The following is a 16,538-nucleotide window of genomic DNA, read 5'->3' as shown; positions in this document are numbered from 1 at the left end:
CGTGACCTGCCTCACACTCAAGGGCTACACCACGACTACGCAGCGCCTATCAAGACGGCAGATTCGACCTGGGGTATTGCCCACGATGCCCCGTTTAGGGGACAAACGAGTCATGCGTTGGATGCTCACCGTAATCACCGCAGCCCTCACCCTGAGCCTCACGACCCCTACCGCCCACGCGGCGGACCCCGTCGCGAAGACGGCGGAACTCATCAACGCCTATCGCGCAAAGCACGGCGTGCCGCCTCTCTCACTCGATTCCGAAGTGTCAAGAACCGCGCAAGAATGGGCGGACCACCTCCAGTCCACAAATGGCTTCGAACACCGCCCGGACAACCCGTACGGCGAGAACCTGTACGAGACGGGACGCAGCAGGCCTATCGATACAGTGATCGGTAAAGCTCTCGAAGACTGGTACGGCGAATCGCGCCGTTACGACTACGACAAAGAGATGACGCCTTCCACCGTCGACCTCTCCGTGCTCCACTTCACGGCGCTCGTGTGGAAGTCGTCGGACCGCGTGGGCGTGGGACTCTCGCAGGGCCGCAACGGCACCTACGTGGTGGTCAACTTCGCCGCACGGGGCAACACCCTGAACCACTTCAGGGCCAACGTGCTCCCGCCTGCGAGCTAGCGCAGCCCGGCGGTCTCCGTCACGGCCCTCAACGCCGCCACGACAGCGGAGAACGGCGGCAACGCGGGACCGGCGGCGGGCACCTCGCCCAGCCACCGCACCCCGCCCCCGTCGATCCGCGAGGGCGGCAACGGCACCAGCGTTCCCAGCCGGTGCGTCAGGGCACCCCGGGCCCGCAACCGGATCAGGTTCACCTGCGAGGCCTCGTCCGCCGACCCGGTCAGGATCAGCCACCGCCCGGAAGGCAGCACCACCACCGGCCCGGCCAGCATCCGCACGGCCAGGTAGTGCTGGACCTCCCCGCCCACGCCCGCGGGCATCTCCACCGCGGACACGCAGTGGTCGGTGGTCAGCAGCAGCCGGTTCTCCGAGCGCAGCACCAGCCACCCCCAGCCCGAGTAACGCTCCAGCGCACCGGAGAACGTGTCGAGTTGCGGCAAGACACCGGACGGCAACGTTCCCGACGGCCCTGCGGCGGACGTTCCGGACGGCAGTAGTCCCTTAGGCGAGTTCATCGGTCTCACCCTTCTTCGGCTTCGGTGTAACCCCGATCACACGATTTGACTCTCCGTCGCCATGAACTCACTATCGGGCCGCCATCGGCACACTCGAACGGGGCTGGAGAGAGAGTGACTCACCTGCGGGAACGGCACGTGACCATGATCGCGTTGGGCGGCGTGATCGGAGCTGGTCTGTTCGTCGGGACAGGGGCCGGCATCGCGCTGGCGGGGCCCGCCGTGCTCGTCTCGTTCGGACTCGCCGGAATTCTGGCCCTGCTCGTGATGCGCATGCTCGGGGAAATGGCGGCCGAGTATCCGAGTGGTGGCGCGTTCTCCGTTCACGCGGAAAAGGCGCTCGGGCCGTGGGCAGGGTTCACGGTCGGCTGGACGTACTGGGCGGCGGTCGGGGTGGTGCTCGCGGTCGAGGCGACCGGGGCCGCCAAGATCGCGGCCGGGTGGGTGCCGGCGGTGCCCCAGTGGGCGTGGGTGCTGCTGTTCATGGCGGTGCTGACGGCGGTGAACCTCGGCAACGTCCGGAGCTTCGGCGAGTTCGAGTTCTGGTTCGCGGGGCTCAAGGTCGCGGCGATCGTGCTCTTCCTGGTGCTGGGCGTCCTCGCCATCGCCGGACTGCTCCCCGGCGTCGCGTCGCCCGGATTGCAGAACCTCCAGGACTTCCTGCCCAACGGGTGGGGTGGCGTGCTCGCCGCCTTCATGGTCACGGTGTTCGCGTTCGGCGGGCTGGAGGTCATCACGATCGCCGCCGCGGACGCGGAGGACCCGAAGCACGCCATCAAGAAGGCGCTGAGGACCGCCATGACCCGGCTGCTCGTCTTCTACCTCGGGTCGATGGTCGTGGTCGTGACGCTGCTGCCGTGGAACGACTCCACCGTCGGCGCCAGCCCGTACGTCGCCGTGCTCGACCGGCTGGGCATCCCGGCCGCCGGGCAGATCATGAACGTCGTCATCTTCGTGGCGTTGCTGAGCGCCATCAACGCCACCCTGTACGGGGCCGCGCGCATGCTGAGCTCGCTCGCCGAACGGCAGGAGGCCCCCAGGGCGCTGCTGGCGAGGACCAACGGGGTGCCGCGCAACGCCGTGCTGGCGTCCACGGCGTTCGGGTTCTTCTCGGTGCTGCTCAACTACCTGTGGCCCGACACGGTGTTCCTGCTGCTGCTCAACGCCGTGGGCTCGGCCCTGCTGGTCGTGTGGGGCTTCGTGGCGGTCTCCCAGATCAGGCTCCGCCGCACCATGCCGAACCCGACGGTCCCCATGTGGGGTTATCCGTATCTCTCCTACGCCGCGCTGGCCGTGATCGTCGGCATCGTCGTGCTCATGCTGGCCGACGAGCAGGCCCGCGGGCAGATCCTGTCCACGGGCCTGCTCGTCGCCGCGGTGGCCGCGGTCGCGGTCAGCAGGTCAGCCGTGCGCCGGCGAAGTCTCCGCGATCGAACCTGACCCCGTCGCCGCCGTCGGCCACGACCAGGCGCAGGAACCGAGCCCCTGCCAGCGACCCCGACAGCGGGACGGCGTCGTCGCGCCACGTCCGCAGCCCGCTGTCGGCGACCTTCGTGCCGTCCGCCCAGACCTCGAAGACCGCCGACCCGAGCTGGTTCACGTCCCGCTCGTCGTCGATGCCGACGTCGGAGGCGAACCCGGTGCACCGCCCGCCCAGGTAGAGGATCATCTCGGCCTGGGCGTGCGCCCCGAGCCCCTTCGCGTACGTCCTCCCGTTGATGGTCAGGGTTTTACCGTCCCCACCGAGGTAGCCGCCGTTCGACCGGTCGCGCTCCACCGGCCCGTAGCCGCTGCGCTCGGTCGTGAACCGCACGTCACTCGCCCACACGGACCCCACGGGCCCAGGTGCGGGCACCAGCACGGCGGCGTCCACCGGACGTGACAACCGGCCGTGCCCCACCCAGGTCGCCCCGAAGGACCCGTCCAGGGCGTGTACCCCCGGTGTGACCCCGGCTGGGGGTGTGACCCTCCACCTGCTCTGCACCGACTGCGAGGTCAGCAACACCGGCGCACGGTCGGAGGACAGCCTCTCCACCTGCCACCCGGCGGGCGCGGAGAACGACGTCGACGCGTTCAGCAACGGGATCGGCGCCTGGTTCGTCGCCGTCACGGTGGCCACGAACGGCTCCCCGGCGGGCGTGATGGTCCCGGGCACCCCGGGAACCGAAGCCTCCACGTCCACAGAGGTGTCCACGGCCGGCGCGTGCCGGTACCAGTCCTGCGACGCCTTCACCCGGAAGACCGCCGTCCCGTGCGGCGGCACCGAGGCCGAGATCTGCCCGGCCGACTGGAAGTCGCGCCCGGACCACAGGTCCCGCACGGTGTACCCGACCGAGGACGGCAACCCGACCGACCGCGCCGCAACGGAGATGGTCGCGTTCACCTCGGACTCGTTGAACAACGCCACTGCCCTGTCCCCGTTGGACAGCGGCTTCACGAAGACCCAGTGACCGTCCTTCTGGGACACCACCTTCCCCTGCACACCCAGGGAGTCCTGGTTCACCGCGATGATCTCCCGGTTGCGCAGGACCTCCAGGTGTTCCGCGGAGACCTTGCGCAGATCCGCCCCGATCAGCAACGGCGCCGCCATGATCGACCACAACGCGAACTGGCTCCGGTACTCCACGGTCGTCTGCTGCCCGTTGCCGACCTCCAGCATGTCGGGGTCGTTCCAGTGGCCGGGCCCGGCGTACGCGTCCAACGGCGCGTTCAACTTCAGGATCTCGACGGTCTTGGACCACGTGTCGTTGATGTCCCCGGTGGTCCGCCACAGCTGCCCGACGCCCTCGCCCCACTCCCAGGGCCTGTTCTGCCCCCACTCGCAGATCGAGTACACGATCGGCCGACCGGTGGCGCGCAACGCGTCCCGCATCCTCGTGTACCGCTCCAGCGCGGGACGCCCCTCGTTGTTGCAGTTGTCGTACTTGAGGTAGTCGACACCCCAGTCCGCGAACGTCTGGGCGTCGATCTCCTCGTGGTCCAGCGATCCGGGCATCGTCTTGGCACAGGTCTGCACCCCGGCGCTCGTGTAGATGCCGAACTTCAGGCCGCGGGTGTGCACGTAGTCCGCCAGCGCCTTCATCCCGCCGGGAAACCGCACGGGGTGGTGCCGCAGCCGTCCGGTGGCGGGATCACGGGTCGCGTCGGCCCAGCAGTCGTCCACGTTGACGTACCGGTACCCGGCGTCCTTCAACCCCTTCGACACGAAGATGTCCGCCATGTCGCGGATCATCTGCTCGTTGATGTCGCACCCGGTGGTGTTCCAGTTGTTGAACCCCATGGGCGGCGTCAGCGCCAACGCCGGTTCGGCGACAGCAGGCGGCACGGGAACCACCACCGACGCCAGGACCAGCGTCAGCGCGGTGAGCAAGGATCTCACTTCGGCTTCTCCAAGGTGATCGCGAAGACGTGCAGGCGCGGCCCGCTCGTCCGGGGGAGGATGACGGCGGAGAGCTCTCGCGCGGGATCGACCGGAACGACCTGGTGGAAGATCGACACCTGCCGTGCGACCGGCCCGGACGGCGTGTGCATCAGCGTCGTGGCAACGGGTTCCGACTCACCGAACTGCGGCCGCTGCTGCCACGAGGTCACCCGGAACACCACCGGTTCCGCACCGTCGGCGTACTCCAAGGCCCCGGCGGCCTCGACGTTCCCGACGTCGCCGGCGGCCAGGAGGTGCACCTTCCCGTACCTGCCGGCGGGAACCGCGACGGTCTGCCCGGCGCAGACGACGTTGTTGAGGCTGGCCTCGTCGCCGTTGCGGAACTCGAACGGCACCCCGTCGTCCACCACCGACCCGGTCTGCGGCAGCTGCGCGGCCGGGTAGGTGTTGCCCAGGCCGTCGAAGTCCCCGTCCCGGCTGGTGAACTCGTTCGACAGCCCGTCGTTGTCGAACACCCCGAGGAGCTCCACCGGCGCCGCGCTCCCACCCGGCGGCAACGCGGGCAGCCCCCACCGCCGGGCGGGCGAGGTGATCCGCACCGGCGCGATCGTGAAGTCGCGCTCGCCCCGTGCGTGGATCAACGCCTCCGCGCCACGCCGCAGCTCCAGCGACACCACCCCGTCCCGCAGGCTCCACGCACACCCGCGCACCACCAGCGGCCCCTCGATGCCCGTGCGCACCCGGCACGGCTGACCGGCCTCGCTGCGCACCCGCACGAACCGCGTCCGCCCGCCCCGCCGCACCGCGCTCACCAGGAACGCGCCCTCGGTCCGGGTGTCGTGGATCGTCACGTCCTGCCACACCGCGGGCACCGCCGGAAAGACCCGGATCAGCCCGCCCCAGCTCTGGATCAGCATGTCCTGCAACGACTTCGCGGCGCTCAGCGGCGTCTCGATCACGGGCCCCGCCTCGAAGTACGACGTGTTGGGCTGGGCGAACCGTGCCACGAACTCCCGCAGGTACCGCAGCGCCTCGTCGCCGGCGGTCATCTGGGCCGCGATCGACGCCGCACCCGTGAAGGTGAAGCCCCGCAACGAACCCTCGAAGCTCAGCCAGTGCCTCAGGGAGCGGGAGATGAGGTCACGGCGCTCCGGCTGCTCCCAGTTGACCTCGCACAACGGGTAGACCGCGAGCAGGTGCGAGTAGTGGCGGTGCGACTTCGCGAACGGGACCCCGGCGCCGATCATGAACCCGCCCGCGTCCGCCGGGTACTCGACGAGCCGGTCCAGCACCTCCTGCCAGCGCGGCAGCAACGGGTCGTCGACGCGCAGGAGCCGCGCTGACTCGATCAACGTCCGGCACGACCAGCGCAGCAACGCGAGGTCGTAGTTGCAGTCCGGCGCCACCCCGTACTCGGGCGAGTAGGTCGGCAGCAGGTGCAACCGGCCGTCGTCGCCCTTGCGCAGGAAGTGCAGGTAGTAGTTCGTGGACCGGCGCAGCACCGGGAAGACCGTGTCGCGCAGCACCCGTTCGTCCATGCTGTGCCGGTAGTGCAGCCACGCGTTGTGCAGCAACCACGGCAGGTTCCCGATCTCCGGGTCCGGCGACGGGTGCAGCGGTGACCCGACGAACCCGGCGTCCTGGAACGTCGGATCGGTGCTACGCCGCAACCCCATCGAGTCGGCCCGGAACTCCGGCCGCAGCGCGTCGACCAGGACCTGCCGGTGCTCGCCGATGGTGCGCGGGATCGGGTCGAGCTCCAGGTGGTTCGACGCCAGCGCCGGCCAGTACTCCAGCTGGGCGTTGAGGTTGAACCACACCGACGGCCACGGCGTCGGCTCGAGCCACGGCCCGGTCGTCGGCATGATCGGCGCCTCGGCCCGTGCCCCGGACGCGAGCTTGTACAGCTGGATCCAGTAGAAGCTCTGCATCAACGCGTCCGGCACGGACACGAAGCTCTTGCGGTAGAAGCGATGCCACCACCGCTGGTGCTGCTGCCGCAGCACTTCCGGCGCGACCGCTGTCGTCACGGCGGTCCGCACCGACGCCTCCGCCGTCCGGTCGGGGAACGAGTGGTCGACGGACAGCAGGAGCTCCGTCCGGCCGCGCCGCTCCGAGATCCGGACCGCGGTCGCGGTCTGCCCGCCCGCCACCATCTCCTGCGTCACGAGTGTGAGACCGCCTACGGTGCGCGTCACGGGCTTCGGGTTCGGCGGGAACGTCGCGGGCGGCGGTTCGCGGATCGTGCGCGGGCTCACCGCGTCCAGCGCCTGGAACGCCGGCACCGCCCGTTCCCCGCCAGAGGCACGAACCTCCAGGTGCAGCAACGACTTCGTGGCGTGCACGAACAACCGGACGGCCAGCTCGCCGAGGTCCGTCACGATCTTGCCGCGCAGCTCCGCGTTCCACAGGTCGAGCCGCAGGTCGACGCCGGTGATCGTGCCGGCGGGCGTCAGCAGCACCCGCCCGACCGGCAGCCGCGCGACACCCCACTCGTTGCCGAACTGCGGCCGGTGGTCCTGGACCTTCGCGTGGTCCACGGTGAACCGCACGGCGTTCGCGCCGGGCTCGCGGTAGACCGACGTGGCGAGGAAACCGTTGCCCAGGAACGGTCCCTCGTACCAGGCGCGCGGAATCCGTTGCCACACCAGGTCCTGCTCGCCGAGGAAGGACTCCCAGTCGATCCGGGTCTCACACCCGCCCTGGGAGGCCGAGGCCCCCGCCGGCAACGCCGTGAGCGCCGCCCCCGCCACCACTCCGCCGAGCAACCCGCGCCGCGAAAGATCCACTCCTGCACCCTTCGAGTCTGCGGCGGCGGAGCCAAAGATCGGAGGTGTTCTCGCCGACTGAGCGTAGGGCGGCCCATCGAGACGGTCAAGACCGGTCAAGCCTCGGATGAAAGCGTTTACCGGAAGTACGCTCACACGGCCGCAGACCTTGGAGGATGCTCATGACAGCGCGTGCCTACCCGTTCGGTCCGGTGGACGGGCTCGAAGTAGACCCGACGTACCTCCAGCTCCAGCAGGACGAACCCCTCGCCCGCGTCCGGCTCCCCTACGGCGAGGAGGGCTGGCTGCTCACCAGATACGAAGACGTGCGATTAGCTCTAAGCGACCCGAGGTTCAGCCTTGCGCAGGCGGCCGTGCGGGACACCCCGCGGATGGGCCCGGTGCGGATGGGCGCGATCCTCACCGACCTCGACCCGCCGGACCACACGCGGTTGCGCCGCCTGCTGGCCCACGCGTTCACCGTGCGCCGCGTCGAACAGCTGCGCGCGAACGCCGAACGGCTGGCGCACGACCTGCTGGACTCGATGGAGAAGGCGGGCCCGCCGGCCGACCTGCTCACCGCGTACGCGGTTCCGTTGCCCGGCTTGATGGTCTGCGACCTGCTCGGCGTCCCGTACGCCGACCGCGACCACTTCCAGGACCTCGCCGCCGCGTTCATGTCGATCACGGCGCTGACCGACGACGAGAAGCTGGCCCGCCTGGGCGAGCTCGCGGGCTACCTCGCGGGCCTCGCCGACCAGCGCCACGCCCATCAGGAGGACGACCTGATCAGCGCGCTGGTCGTGGCCCAGGAGGAGGGCGACCGCCTCACGAGGGACGAACTGGTGCAGCTCACGGTGCTGTTGCTCGGCGCGGGCTACGACTCGACCGCGAGCCACATCGCCAACTCCGTCCACACGCTGCTGAAGTTCCCAGACCAGGCCGACCTGCTGCGCGCGAACCCGGACCTGATGCCCGGCGCCGTCGAGGAGCTGCTGCGGTGGATCCCCGCCCAGGAGGTCGCGGACATCATGCCCCGCTACGCCTTGGAGGACGTCCAACTCAGCGGCGGGGTGGTGCGCGCGGGTGAACCCGTCCTGCTCGCGAAGCACGCGGCCAACCGCGACCCGCGGCAGTTCCCGGACCCCGGCCGGTTCGACGTGACGCGAAATGCCAAGGGGCACCTCACGTTCGGGCACGGGCCGCACCACTGCATCGGCGCACAACTGGCGCGAATGGACGTCCAAGTCGCACTGACCGCGCTGCTGGAACGGTTCCCGGGCCTGCGCTTGACCGCTGACGTGGAATGGCGGACCGGCATGGCCATGCGAGGCCCGGTGGCCATGCGGGTCGCCTGGTGACGATCAGCCGGTGACGTTCTTCCACCGGCAGGGCTCACCCGGCCGCTCGCGTGAGCACGTCTGTTGAGCTGCGCTTCTGTCGAGGAGGCTAGGCCGACCGGCTTTGCGGGGCCAGCAGTTCGTTGATGGAATCGAGCGAGATCCCGAGCGCGCCCGCCAGGGCGGCGATGGTGAAGAAGGAGGGCGTGGGAGCGCGTCCCGTCTCGATCTTGCGCACGGTCTCCGCGGACAGTCCGGCGCGGGCCGCGATCTCGACCATGCTCTCCTCGCCGCGGGCGTCCCGCAGCAACTGACCGAGCCGCCTGCCGCGCTCCCGTTCCAGCGACGTCAGTGGGATGCGCACCATGCCTGCGGATTCTACGCGAATCAGGCGGCCCACGTGGCGTGAGAAAAGTCCGTTGCACGGCCACGTGGAGCAGGCATAGGTTCGCAGTACACAAGAGAGGAGGTGGTCCAAAGTTGTATAGCTACAGGACTCGTGAGGTGGCTGTCCGCTAGGACCGCCTTTGGTGACGCCTAGCGCAAAACCAGGTAGCCACCCGACCCCCGGACTTCGAGCGCTGGTCCCGCTCGGCCTGCTCGCGCAGGAGTCGTCCGGGGGTTGTCCCGTCTCAGGACTTCTTCAGCACGACCAGATCGGCCACGAACCGCTCGTAGGCCTCGGTGAAGTTCTCCGCCCGCACGACCGCCGACGGGTGGACGGTCACGCCGACGCGCACGCCTTCGTGCTCCAGCACCTCGCCCCGGTGCTCGGTGAGCTTGAACGACGGCCCCAGCAGCGCCTTCGCCGCCACCGCCCCCAGCGCGACGACCAGCCGGGGCTTCACCACCCGGATCTCCTCGCGCAGCCACGGGAAGCACGCCACGACCTCGCCACGCCGGGGCTGCTGGTGGATCCGGCGCTTGCCGCGCTCGACGAACCGGAAGTGCTTCACGGCGTTCGTCAGGTAGGTCTTCTCACGCTTGATCCCGGCGTCGGCCAGCGCCTTGTCGAGCAACCGCCCGGCGGGCCCCACGAAGACGTGGCCTTCGGTGTCCTCGTGGTCACCGGGACACTCCCCCACCATCATCAGCCGCGCCGGCACGGGCCCCTCGCCGAACACTGTCTGCGTGGCGTCGTGGAAGAGCTCACACCCGCGGCAGCCGGCCGCGGCCGCGCGCAAAGCCGCCCAGTTCTTCCCCTCGGGGACGAACTGGGCGGCTCCAGTGGTCTTACTTGCCGGACTTGAAGGCATCCTTGACCTTCTCGCCGGCCTGTTTGAGGGCTCCCTTGGCGCGCTCGGCGCGGCCCTCCGCCTGCCACTGCTCGTTCCCGGTGGCGTCGCCGACGGCTTCCTTCGCGCGGCCCTTGAGCTCTTCCGCCTTGTTCTCGAACTTCTCATCGGCACCCATGCAACTCGGTTACCCGGCGAGCCCGCCCCGAAACAGTTGATAAGGTGATCACTCGCGGTTGAGAACCCAGCCGCAAGCCGATGTGACGGCTTGCCCTGGGTGTGCCCGCCCTTCGCAATGCAGCTCCAGAGCTCGTCGTCACACCGGCATGCCGCTGTGACCGTGACGACGTGAGAGGAGCCGGCGGTGTCGTCCGCGAGAATCACCGCCCTGGAGGCCGAGGTGGCAGGGCTGCGCAAGGCCCTGGTGTCCCGGACCGTCATCGGGCAGGCCACAGGCCTGATCGCCGCGCGCAAGCCCTGCACACCCCAGCAGGCGTTCCAGCTGCTGGTGCACATATCACAGCACCACAACATCAAGCTGCACGTCGCCGCGGACCGGCTGGTCACGGCGTTCGTGCACGCGCACCTCGGTCGGCCGGTGGACCTGGCCGACCAGATGCTGTGGGATCACGTCGACGCGACCACCGCGAACGATTCCGGGGAGAGCGACGACGGGATCGCCGAGGAGGTCAGCAGCACGTCCCCGTGAGGCAGCGGGACGGGGGTCGTGCCGAGGTTCACCACCACGCGGGTCGTCCCGCGGTGCAGCACCAGGCACTCCCCGTCCTGCTCCACCACGAACCGGTCCAGTCGCGGGTCGGCCAGCTCCGGGCGGGAGCGCCGCAACGCGATCAGGGCCTGGTAGGTCTCCAGGACACGACCGTGGTCGCCCTCCCGCACCTCGTCCCAGCGCAGCCGCGAATTTTCGACGGTCCGCGGCGACATCGGGTCCGGCACGTCCGACTCGCCCCAGCCGTGCCGGGCGAACTCGCGCCGCCTGCCCGTGCGGACGGCCTCGGCGAGCTGCGGGTCCGGGAACGACGCGAAGAACTGCCACGGCGTGGACGCCGCCCACTCTTCCCCCATGAAGATCATGGGCGTGTACGGCGAGGTGAGCACGATCGCGGCCCCGCACAACAGCTTCCCGACCGACACGGTGGCGGGCAGCCGGTCACCGGTCGCGCGGTTGCCGATCTGGTCGTGGTTCTGCGTGTACGCGAGAAACCGGTGGCCGGGGACCAACGCCGTGTCGACCGGTTTGCCGTGGTGCTTCTCGCGGAACGACGACCAGGTGCCGGCGTGGAAGAACACCTTCTCCAGCGTGGTCCGCAACGCTCCGGGCGCCGCGAAGTCCGCGTAGTAGCCGAAGGTCTCCCCCGTCAGCGCGACGTGCAGGCAGTGGTGCAGGTCGTCCGACCACTGCGCGTGCAGTCCGTAACCCCCGCCTTCACGTGCGGTCACGAGCTTCGCGTCGTTCAGGTCGGACTCGGCGATCAGCGTGAGCGGGCGGCCGACGGACGCGGACAGGGCGTCCACCTCGATCGACAGCTCTTCCAGCACGTGCCGCGCCCTGCTGTCCGCGAGCGCGTGCACGGCGTCGAGCCGCAGCCCGTCGACGTGGAAGTCGCGCAGCCACTGCAGGGCGTTGTCGATCACGTACCGGCGGACCTCGTCCGAGCCCGGTCCGTCGAGGTTGAGGCCGGGACCCCAGTCGTTGCGGCCCGCGAAGTACGGCCCGAACCGGTCGAGGTACGCGCCGGACGGCCCGAGGTGGTTGTAGACGACGTCGAGCAGCACGGCCAGGCCGCGGGCGTGGCAGGCGTCGACGAACCGCTTGAAGCCGTCCGGGCCGCCGTACGGGTGGTGCACCGCGCCCCACAGCACGCCGTCGTAGCCCCAGCCCTCGACGCCGTCGAAGCTGTTGACCGGCATGACCTCCACGAACGTGATGCCGAGGTCCACCAGGTGGTCGAGCCTGCCGATGGCCGCGTCGAACGTACCCTCCGGCGTGAACGTGCCGATGTGCAGCTCGTAGATCACGCCACCGGGCAACGCCCTGCCGGTCCAGCCGCCGTCGGTCCACGCGAAGTCGTGTGCGTAGACCCGGGACGCCTCGTGCACCCCGTTCGGCTGCCACAGCGACCTCGGGTCCGGGTACGCCTGGCCCTCGATGACGAACGCGTAGTCGGTGCCCTCGGCAGCGGAGTGCCACCAGTCGCCGTCGCGCTTCATCTCGTGGTCGACGCCGTCGACCCGCACGTGCACCGACTCGGGCGTGGGCGCCCAGACGGAGAAGCTCACTGATCCCCCTGCACCAGCAGCGCTACCGGATAGGTGTCGAGCAACGACGCCAGGTCCTCGGTCGCCGGACGCCCGGTGAGCACGTCCGTCCACTTCGCACCCGGCAACGGCAGAACCGTGTCCTGCCAGCCCTTCTGCTCCAGCCCGACCGGAAGCCGCGTCGCGACCGTGATCACGCCGGAGCGTTCGAACGCGAGCGCGTGCTCCGCGGCCGGACCCTCGGCGCGCAGCGGCCGGTACCCGTGCAGGCCGCGCTTGCGCACGTGCAAAGCCTTCTGCACCACGAGGAGCTTCGCCGCGCCCGAGTCGTCGACCTCGGGCAGCCAGCCGGACTCGATGCGCGCCAGCAACTCCCGGCGCACCTCGTAGTCGACGGGCCTGCGGTTGTCCGGGTCGACCAGCGAGTAGTCCCACAGCTCGGTGCCCTGGTACACGTCCGGCACCCCCGGCGCGGTGAGCTGCACCAGCTTCTGCCCCAGCGAGTTCACCCAGCCGGGTGCTTTGAGGCGTTCGGCGAAGGCGGCGACCTCGGGCTCGTTCAACGCCTTGGCGGGCCACGCGGCCACCTCGGCGTCGAACTCGGCGTTCCGGTCGACCCACGACGTCTTGATCTTGGCCTCGCGGGACGCCTTCTCCAGGTACTGGCCCAGGCGCGCCTCGGTGAGCGGCCACGCGCCGACGACCGACTGCCACGCCAGGCGGTTCAGCGTCGGTTCGGAGATGCCGTACTTGCCCGTCATCGCCGCCTCGAACGCCAGGTAGGCATCCGGGATCTCCGCCAGCACCGCGAGCCTCGCGCGCACGTCCTCCGAACGCTTGGTGTCGTGCGTCGACAGGGCCGTCATGGCGCGCGGCTCCGCCGACTCGCGCCGGGCGGCCCGCTCGTGGAACTCGGCCGTGGACAGCCCGAAGCGGTCCGGCGAGCCGCCGACCTCGTTCAACGCCACGAAGTTCGTGTAGCGGTAGAACGCGGTGTCCTCGGTGCCCTTCGCGACGACCATGCCGGAGGTCTGCTGGATCCTCGTCGCGAGCTCGCCGTGCGGGTCGGCGCGGACCTGCTCGTCCAGCGCCCGCACGGCCGGCGACCTCGACAGCCGGACCGCCGTCTCCCAGTGCCGCAGCCCTTCCGGCAGGTAGGAGCGGTACACCGGGAAGTTGACCATGACCTCGGCGACGGCCCGGCACGCGTCGTCGAACTCGACGCCCTGCACCAGCCGCGCGATCCGGCGCACCTCGGCCACCAGGATCGAGTCCGCGACCTGCTGCCGGGACGCGTGCTCGACCTCGTGGAAGTTGCCGGCGAACGCGTCGGTCAGCGGGAGGAACACGCCGCAGATCTCCCGCAACGCGTCGTAGCCCGTCGTGCCGTCGACCGGCCAGCTCTGCGGCAGCGTCTCGTCCGGCCCGAGGATCTTCTCGACGACCAGCCAGCCGTCGAAGTGCTCGCGCAGCCGCCGGAAGTAGCCGCCGGGGTCGGCGAGCCCGTCCGGGTGGTCGACGCGCAGGCCCGTGACGCCCCACGACAGCACCGCGCGGTGCGTCGCCTCGAACACCTCCGGGTCCTCGACGCGAACCGCGGCCAGCTCGGTGATGTCGAAGAACCGGCGGTAGTTCAGCTCGCCGTTGCCCCGCCGCCAGTCCGTCTTGAGGTAGTGCTCGTGGACCTCGTCCGCGGCCCCCTCGCCGAGCACCGGCAGCAGGACCTTGCCCGACGACCAGTCGATGTCGAAGTACCGCGCGTACTCCGACTCCTGCCCGTGTTCGAGGACGTCCTCCCACCACGGGTTCGGCACGACCATGTGGTTCGGCACGATGTCGACGACCAGGCCCAGGTCGAGCGCCTTCAACCGCTCCTGCAACGCGACCCTGGCGGTGTCCCCGCCCAGCTCCGGCCGGGCCTGCGTCGGGTCGGTGACGTCGTAGCCGTGCGTCGAGCCCTCCCGCGCGTCGAGCATCGGCGACGCGTACAGCGCGCCGACGCCCAGGCGGGCCAGGTAGTCGGCGACGGCGGCGGCGTCGGCGAAGGTGAACGACGGGGTGAGCTGGACGCGGTACGTGGAGGACGGCGCGCCCATCAGCCCACCCGCTGCAGCACGACGAGCGAACGCGCGGTCAGCGTCAGCTGCCCGTGCGCGGCGATCGGCTTCTCACCGTTGCCCACCAGGCCGGTCGTGGTGTCCACGACGACCCTCCACTCAGGACCGTACTCGGGCTCGGGCAGCGTCACCTGGATGTCCTCGTAGTGCGCGTTGAACGCCATGAGGAACGAGTCGTCGGTGACTCGCATGCCGCGCGAGTCGAGGTCGGGGATGCCCTCGCCGTTGAGGAAGACGACGATGCACTTGCCGAGGTCGTCCTCCCAGTTCTGCTCGGTCATCTCCTCACCGGCGGGCGTGAACCACGCGATGTCGCGCAGCTCGTCGCCCTTGCGGATCGGCCTGCCCGCGAAGAACCTGCGCCGCCGGAACACCGGGTGCGCCTTGCGGAACGCCGCCACCGCGGAGGAGAACTCCATCAGCTCGGCGTTGGCCTCCAGCAGCGACCAGTCGACCCAGGAGACCTCGTTGTCCTGGCAGTACGCGTTGTTGTTGCCGTTCTGCGTGCGCCCGAACTCGTCGCCGTTCACGATCATCGGCACGCCCTGCGCGAGCAGCATCGTCGCCATCAGGTTGCGCCGCTGCCGCTTGCGCAGCGCGAGGATCTCCTCGTCGTCCGTCGGCCCCTCGACGCCGCAGTTCCAGGACCGGTTGTGGCTCTCGCCGTCCTGGTTGTCCTCGCCGTTGGCCTCGTTGTGCTTCTCGTTGTACGACACCAGGTCGTTGAGCGTGAAGCCGTCGTGCGCCGTCACGAAGTTGATCGACGCGTACGGCCGGCGGCCGTCGTCCTGGTAGAGGTCGCTGCTGCCGGTGATGCGCGACGCGAACTCGCCGAGCGTCGCTGGCTCACCCCGCCAGAAGTCGCGCACGGTGTCGCGGAACTTGCCGTTCCACTCGGTCCACAGTGGAGGGAAGTTGCCGACCTGGTAGCCACCGGGACCGACGTCCCACGGCTCCGCGATCAGCTTCACCTGCGACACCACCGGGTCCTGCTGCACGACCTCGAAGAACGTCGCCAGCCTGTCCACGTCGTAGAACTCGCGGGCGAGCGTGGCCGCGAGGTCGAACCGGAACCCGTCGACGTGCATCTCGGTGACCCAGTACCGCAGCGAGTCCATGATGAGCTGCAACGTGTGCGGCGCCCGCACGTTCAGCGAGTTGCCGGTGCCCGTGTAGTCCGTGTAGTACTGCGGGTCGTCGTCCACCAGCCGGTAGTACGACTCGTTGTCGATACCGCGCATCGACAGCGTCGGCCCGAGGTGGTTGCCCTCCGCCGTGTGGTTGTAGACGACGTCGAGGATGACCTCGATGCCCGCCTGGTGCATGGCCCTGACCATGCCCTTGAACTCCTGCACCTGGTTCAGCGGCAGCGCCGCGTAGCCGTCGTGCGGGGCGAAGAACCCGATCGTGTTGTAGCCCCAGTAGTTGCTGAGCCTGCGCTCGGCCAGCGTGTGGTCGCTGATGAACTGGTGCACCGGCATCAGCTCGACGGCCGTGACGCCCAGCTTGGTCAGGTGGTCGATCATCACCGGGTGCGCGAGGCCCGCGTAGGTGCCCCGCAGCCGCGGCGGGATCTCCGGGTGGTCGATCGTGAGGCCGCGGACGTGCGCCTCGTAGATGACGCTCTCGTTGTACGGCGTCCTGGGCAGCCTGTCGTTCGTCCAGTCGAAGAACGGGTTCACCACCACGGACTTCGGCACGTGGGGCGCGGAGTCGTCGTCGTTGCGCTCCTCCGGCGACCCGAACTTGTACCCGTAGAGCGACTCGTCCCACGACAGGCCGTTGGAGATGGCCTTGGCGTACGGGTCGATCAGCAGCTTGTTGGGGTTGCACCGCAGGCCGCGCGCGGGATCGTGCGGGCCGTGCACCCGGTACCCGTAGCGCTGGCCGGGGCCGATGCCGAGCAGGTAGCCGTGGTGGACGAAGCCGTCCACCTCCGGCAGCCGCACGCGTGTCTCGGTGCCGTCCTCGTCGAACAGGCAGAGCTCGACGTACTCCGCGACCTCGGAGAACAGGGCGAAGTTGGTGCCCACGCCGTCGTATCCGGCGCCAAGCGGGTAGGGCCTTCCAGGCCAGGGTCGCACGATGCTCCTCGTCACAGGCGGCGGGCTACGAAAGACCATATCCGGGTCGAAACGACGTGGCAGCACGCTGTTTCGGCAGGCGGTCCGATCGGTGAGGTCCTCTTCCGGGCGGGTCGTCCGGAGGCTGCGGGTCGGTCACGTCCTGACTACTACCCAGCCGGCGCCACTTGTACGCCGATCGGC

13 protein-coding genes are annotated in these 16,538 nt (G+C 69.7%); 4 read left to right on the top strand and 9 right to left on the bottom strand.

Annotation, left to right across the window (positions count from 1 at the left end):
* The first annotated feature begins 112 nt into the window (after positions 1-112).
* The gene (locus ACFWNN_RS31480; RefSeq protein ID WP_382443564.1) at positions 113-634 is read left to right on the top strand and encodes a CAP family protein; all 522 of its coding nucleotides are present in this window, start codon (positions 113-115) and stop codon (positions 632-634) included.
* On the opposite strand, the gene ACFWNN_RS31475 is transcribed toward ACFWNN_RS31480, so the two are convergent.
* Complete coding sequence (locus ACFWNN_RS31475; protein ID WP_382443563.1) at positions 631-1,149, bottom strand: hypothetical protein; 519 nt, start codon at positions 1,147-1,149, stop codon at positions 631-633. The two genes, ACFWNN_RS31480 and ACFWNN_RS31475, sit on opposite strands and share 4 nt — an antisense overlap.
* 114 nt (positions 1,150-1,263) lie before the next feature.
* On the opposite strand from ACFWNN_RS31475, the gene ACFWNN_RS31470 reads away from it, so the two are divergent.
* Entirely contained in the window at positions 1,264-2,589 is a 1,326-nt protein-coding gene (locus ACFWNN_RS31470) for an amino acid permease (protein ID WP_382443562.1), read from the top strand.
* Here the strand turns inward: ACFWNN_RS31470 and ACFWNN_RS31465 are convergent.
* A complete protein-coding gene (locus ACFWNN_RS31465; RefSeq protein WP_382443561.1) occupies positions 2,543-4,528 on the bottom strand; it encodes an NPCBM/NEW2 domain-containing protein in 1,986 nt (661 codons plus the stop codon). The genes ACFWNN_RS31470 and ACFWNN_RS31465 overlap by 47 nt on opposite strands.
* Complete coding sequence (locus ACFWNN_RS31460; RefSeq protein WP_382443560.1) at positions 4,525-7,320, bottom strand: Tat pathway signal sequence domain protein; 2,796 nt, start codon at positions 7,318-7,320, stop codon at positions 4,525-4,527. The genes ACFWNN_RS31465 and ACFWNN_RS31460 overlap by 4 nt, the downstream gene beginning before the upstream one ends.
* A gap of 161 nt (positions 7,321-7,481) precedes the next feature.
* Here ACFWNN_RS31460 and ACFWNN_RS31455 point away from each other — a divergent pair, with 161 nt between their 5' ends.
* A complete protein-coding gene (locus ACFWNN_RS31455) occupies positions 7,482-8,660 on the top strand; it encodes a cytochrome P450 (protein WP_382443559.1) in 1,179 nt (392 codons plus the stop codon).
* Positions 8,661-8,748: 88 nt separating this feature from the next.
* Here the strand turns inward: ACFWNN_RS31455 and ACFWNN_RS31450 are convergent, their stop codons facing one another.
* The 3 genes from ACFWNN_RS31450 to ACFWNN_RS31440 all read right to left on the bottom strand — a co-directional run bounded on the left by ACFWNN_RS31450 (position 8,749) and on the right by ACFWNN_RS31440 (position 10,052).
* Positions 8,749-9,006 carry a helix-turn-helix domain-containing protein gene (locus ACFWNN_RS31450; RefSeq protein ID WP_285630610.1) on the bottom strand — a complete coding sequence of 86 codons (258 nt, stop codon included), beginning with the start codon at positions 9,004-9,006 and terminating at the stop codon, positions 8,749-8,751.
* Positions 9,007-9,271: 265 nt separating this feature from the next.
* Positions 9,272-9,895, bottom strand: a complete 624-nt coding sequence (locus tag ACFWNN_RS31445; protein ID WP_382443558.1) for a UdgX family uracil-DNA binding protein — start codon at positions 9,893-9,895, stop codon at positions 9,272-9,274.
* The gene (locus tag ACFWNN_RS31440; RefSeq protein ID WP_285630607.1) at positions 9,873-10,052 is read right to left on the bottom strand and encodes a CsbD family protein; all 180 of its coding nucleotides are present in this window, start codon (positions 10,050-10,052) and stop codon (positions 9,873-9,875) included. Before ACFWNN_RS31440 ends, ACFWNN_RS31445 begins: the two co-directional genes overlap by 23 nt.
* A gap of 186 nt (positions 10,053-10,238) precedes the next feature.
* Between ACFWNN_RS31440 and ACFWNN_RS31435 the strand changes: the two genes are divergently transcribed.
* Positions 10,239-10,583 carry an ANTAR domain-containing protein gene (locus ACFWNN_RS31435; RefSeq protein ID WP_382443557.1) on the top strand — a complete coding sequence of 115 codons (345 nt, stop codon included), beginning with the start codon at positions 10,239-10,241 and terminating at the stop codon, positions 10,581-10,583.
* Here the strand turns inward: ACFWNN_RS31435 and treZ are convergent.
* The 3 genes from treZ to glgX are packed head-to-tail and all read right to left on the bottom strand — an operon-like array spanning position 10,502 to position 16,355.
* Positions 10,502-12,175 carry a malto-oligosyltrehalose trehalohydrolase gene (treZ, locus tag ACFWNN_RS31430; protein WP_382443556.1) on the bottom strand — a complete coding sequence of 558 codons (1,674 nt, stop codon included), beginning with the start codon at positions 12,173-12,175 and terminating at the stop codon, positions 10,502-10,504. The genes ACFWNN_RS31435 and treZ overlap by 82 nt on opposite strands.
* Entirely contained in the window at positions 12,172-14,250 is a 2,079-nt protein-coding gene (gene treY, locus ACFWNN_RS31425) for a malto-oligosyltrehalose synthase (protein ID WP_382443555.1), read from the bottom strand. Before treY ends, treZ begins: the two co-directional genes overlap by 4 nt.
* A complete protein-coding gene (glgX, locus tag ACFWNN_RS31420; protein ID WP_382443554.1) occupies positions 14,250-16,355 on the bottom strand; it encodes a glycogen debranching protein GlgX in 2,106 nt (701 codons plus the stop codon). Before glgX ends, treY begins: the two co-directional genes overlap by 1 nt.
* Positions 16,356-16,538: the final 183 nt, after the last annotated feature.

It is taken from the genome of Lentzea sp. NPDC058450, assembly GCF_042721395.1.
In the GTDB taxonomy this organism is placed as follows: Bacteria; Actinomycetota; Actinomycetes; order Mycobacteriales; family Pseudonocardiaceae; genus Lentzea.
Note: the sequence above shows the minus strand (reverse complement) of the source record. Positions and strands in the feature narration are given on the sequence as shown.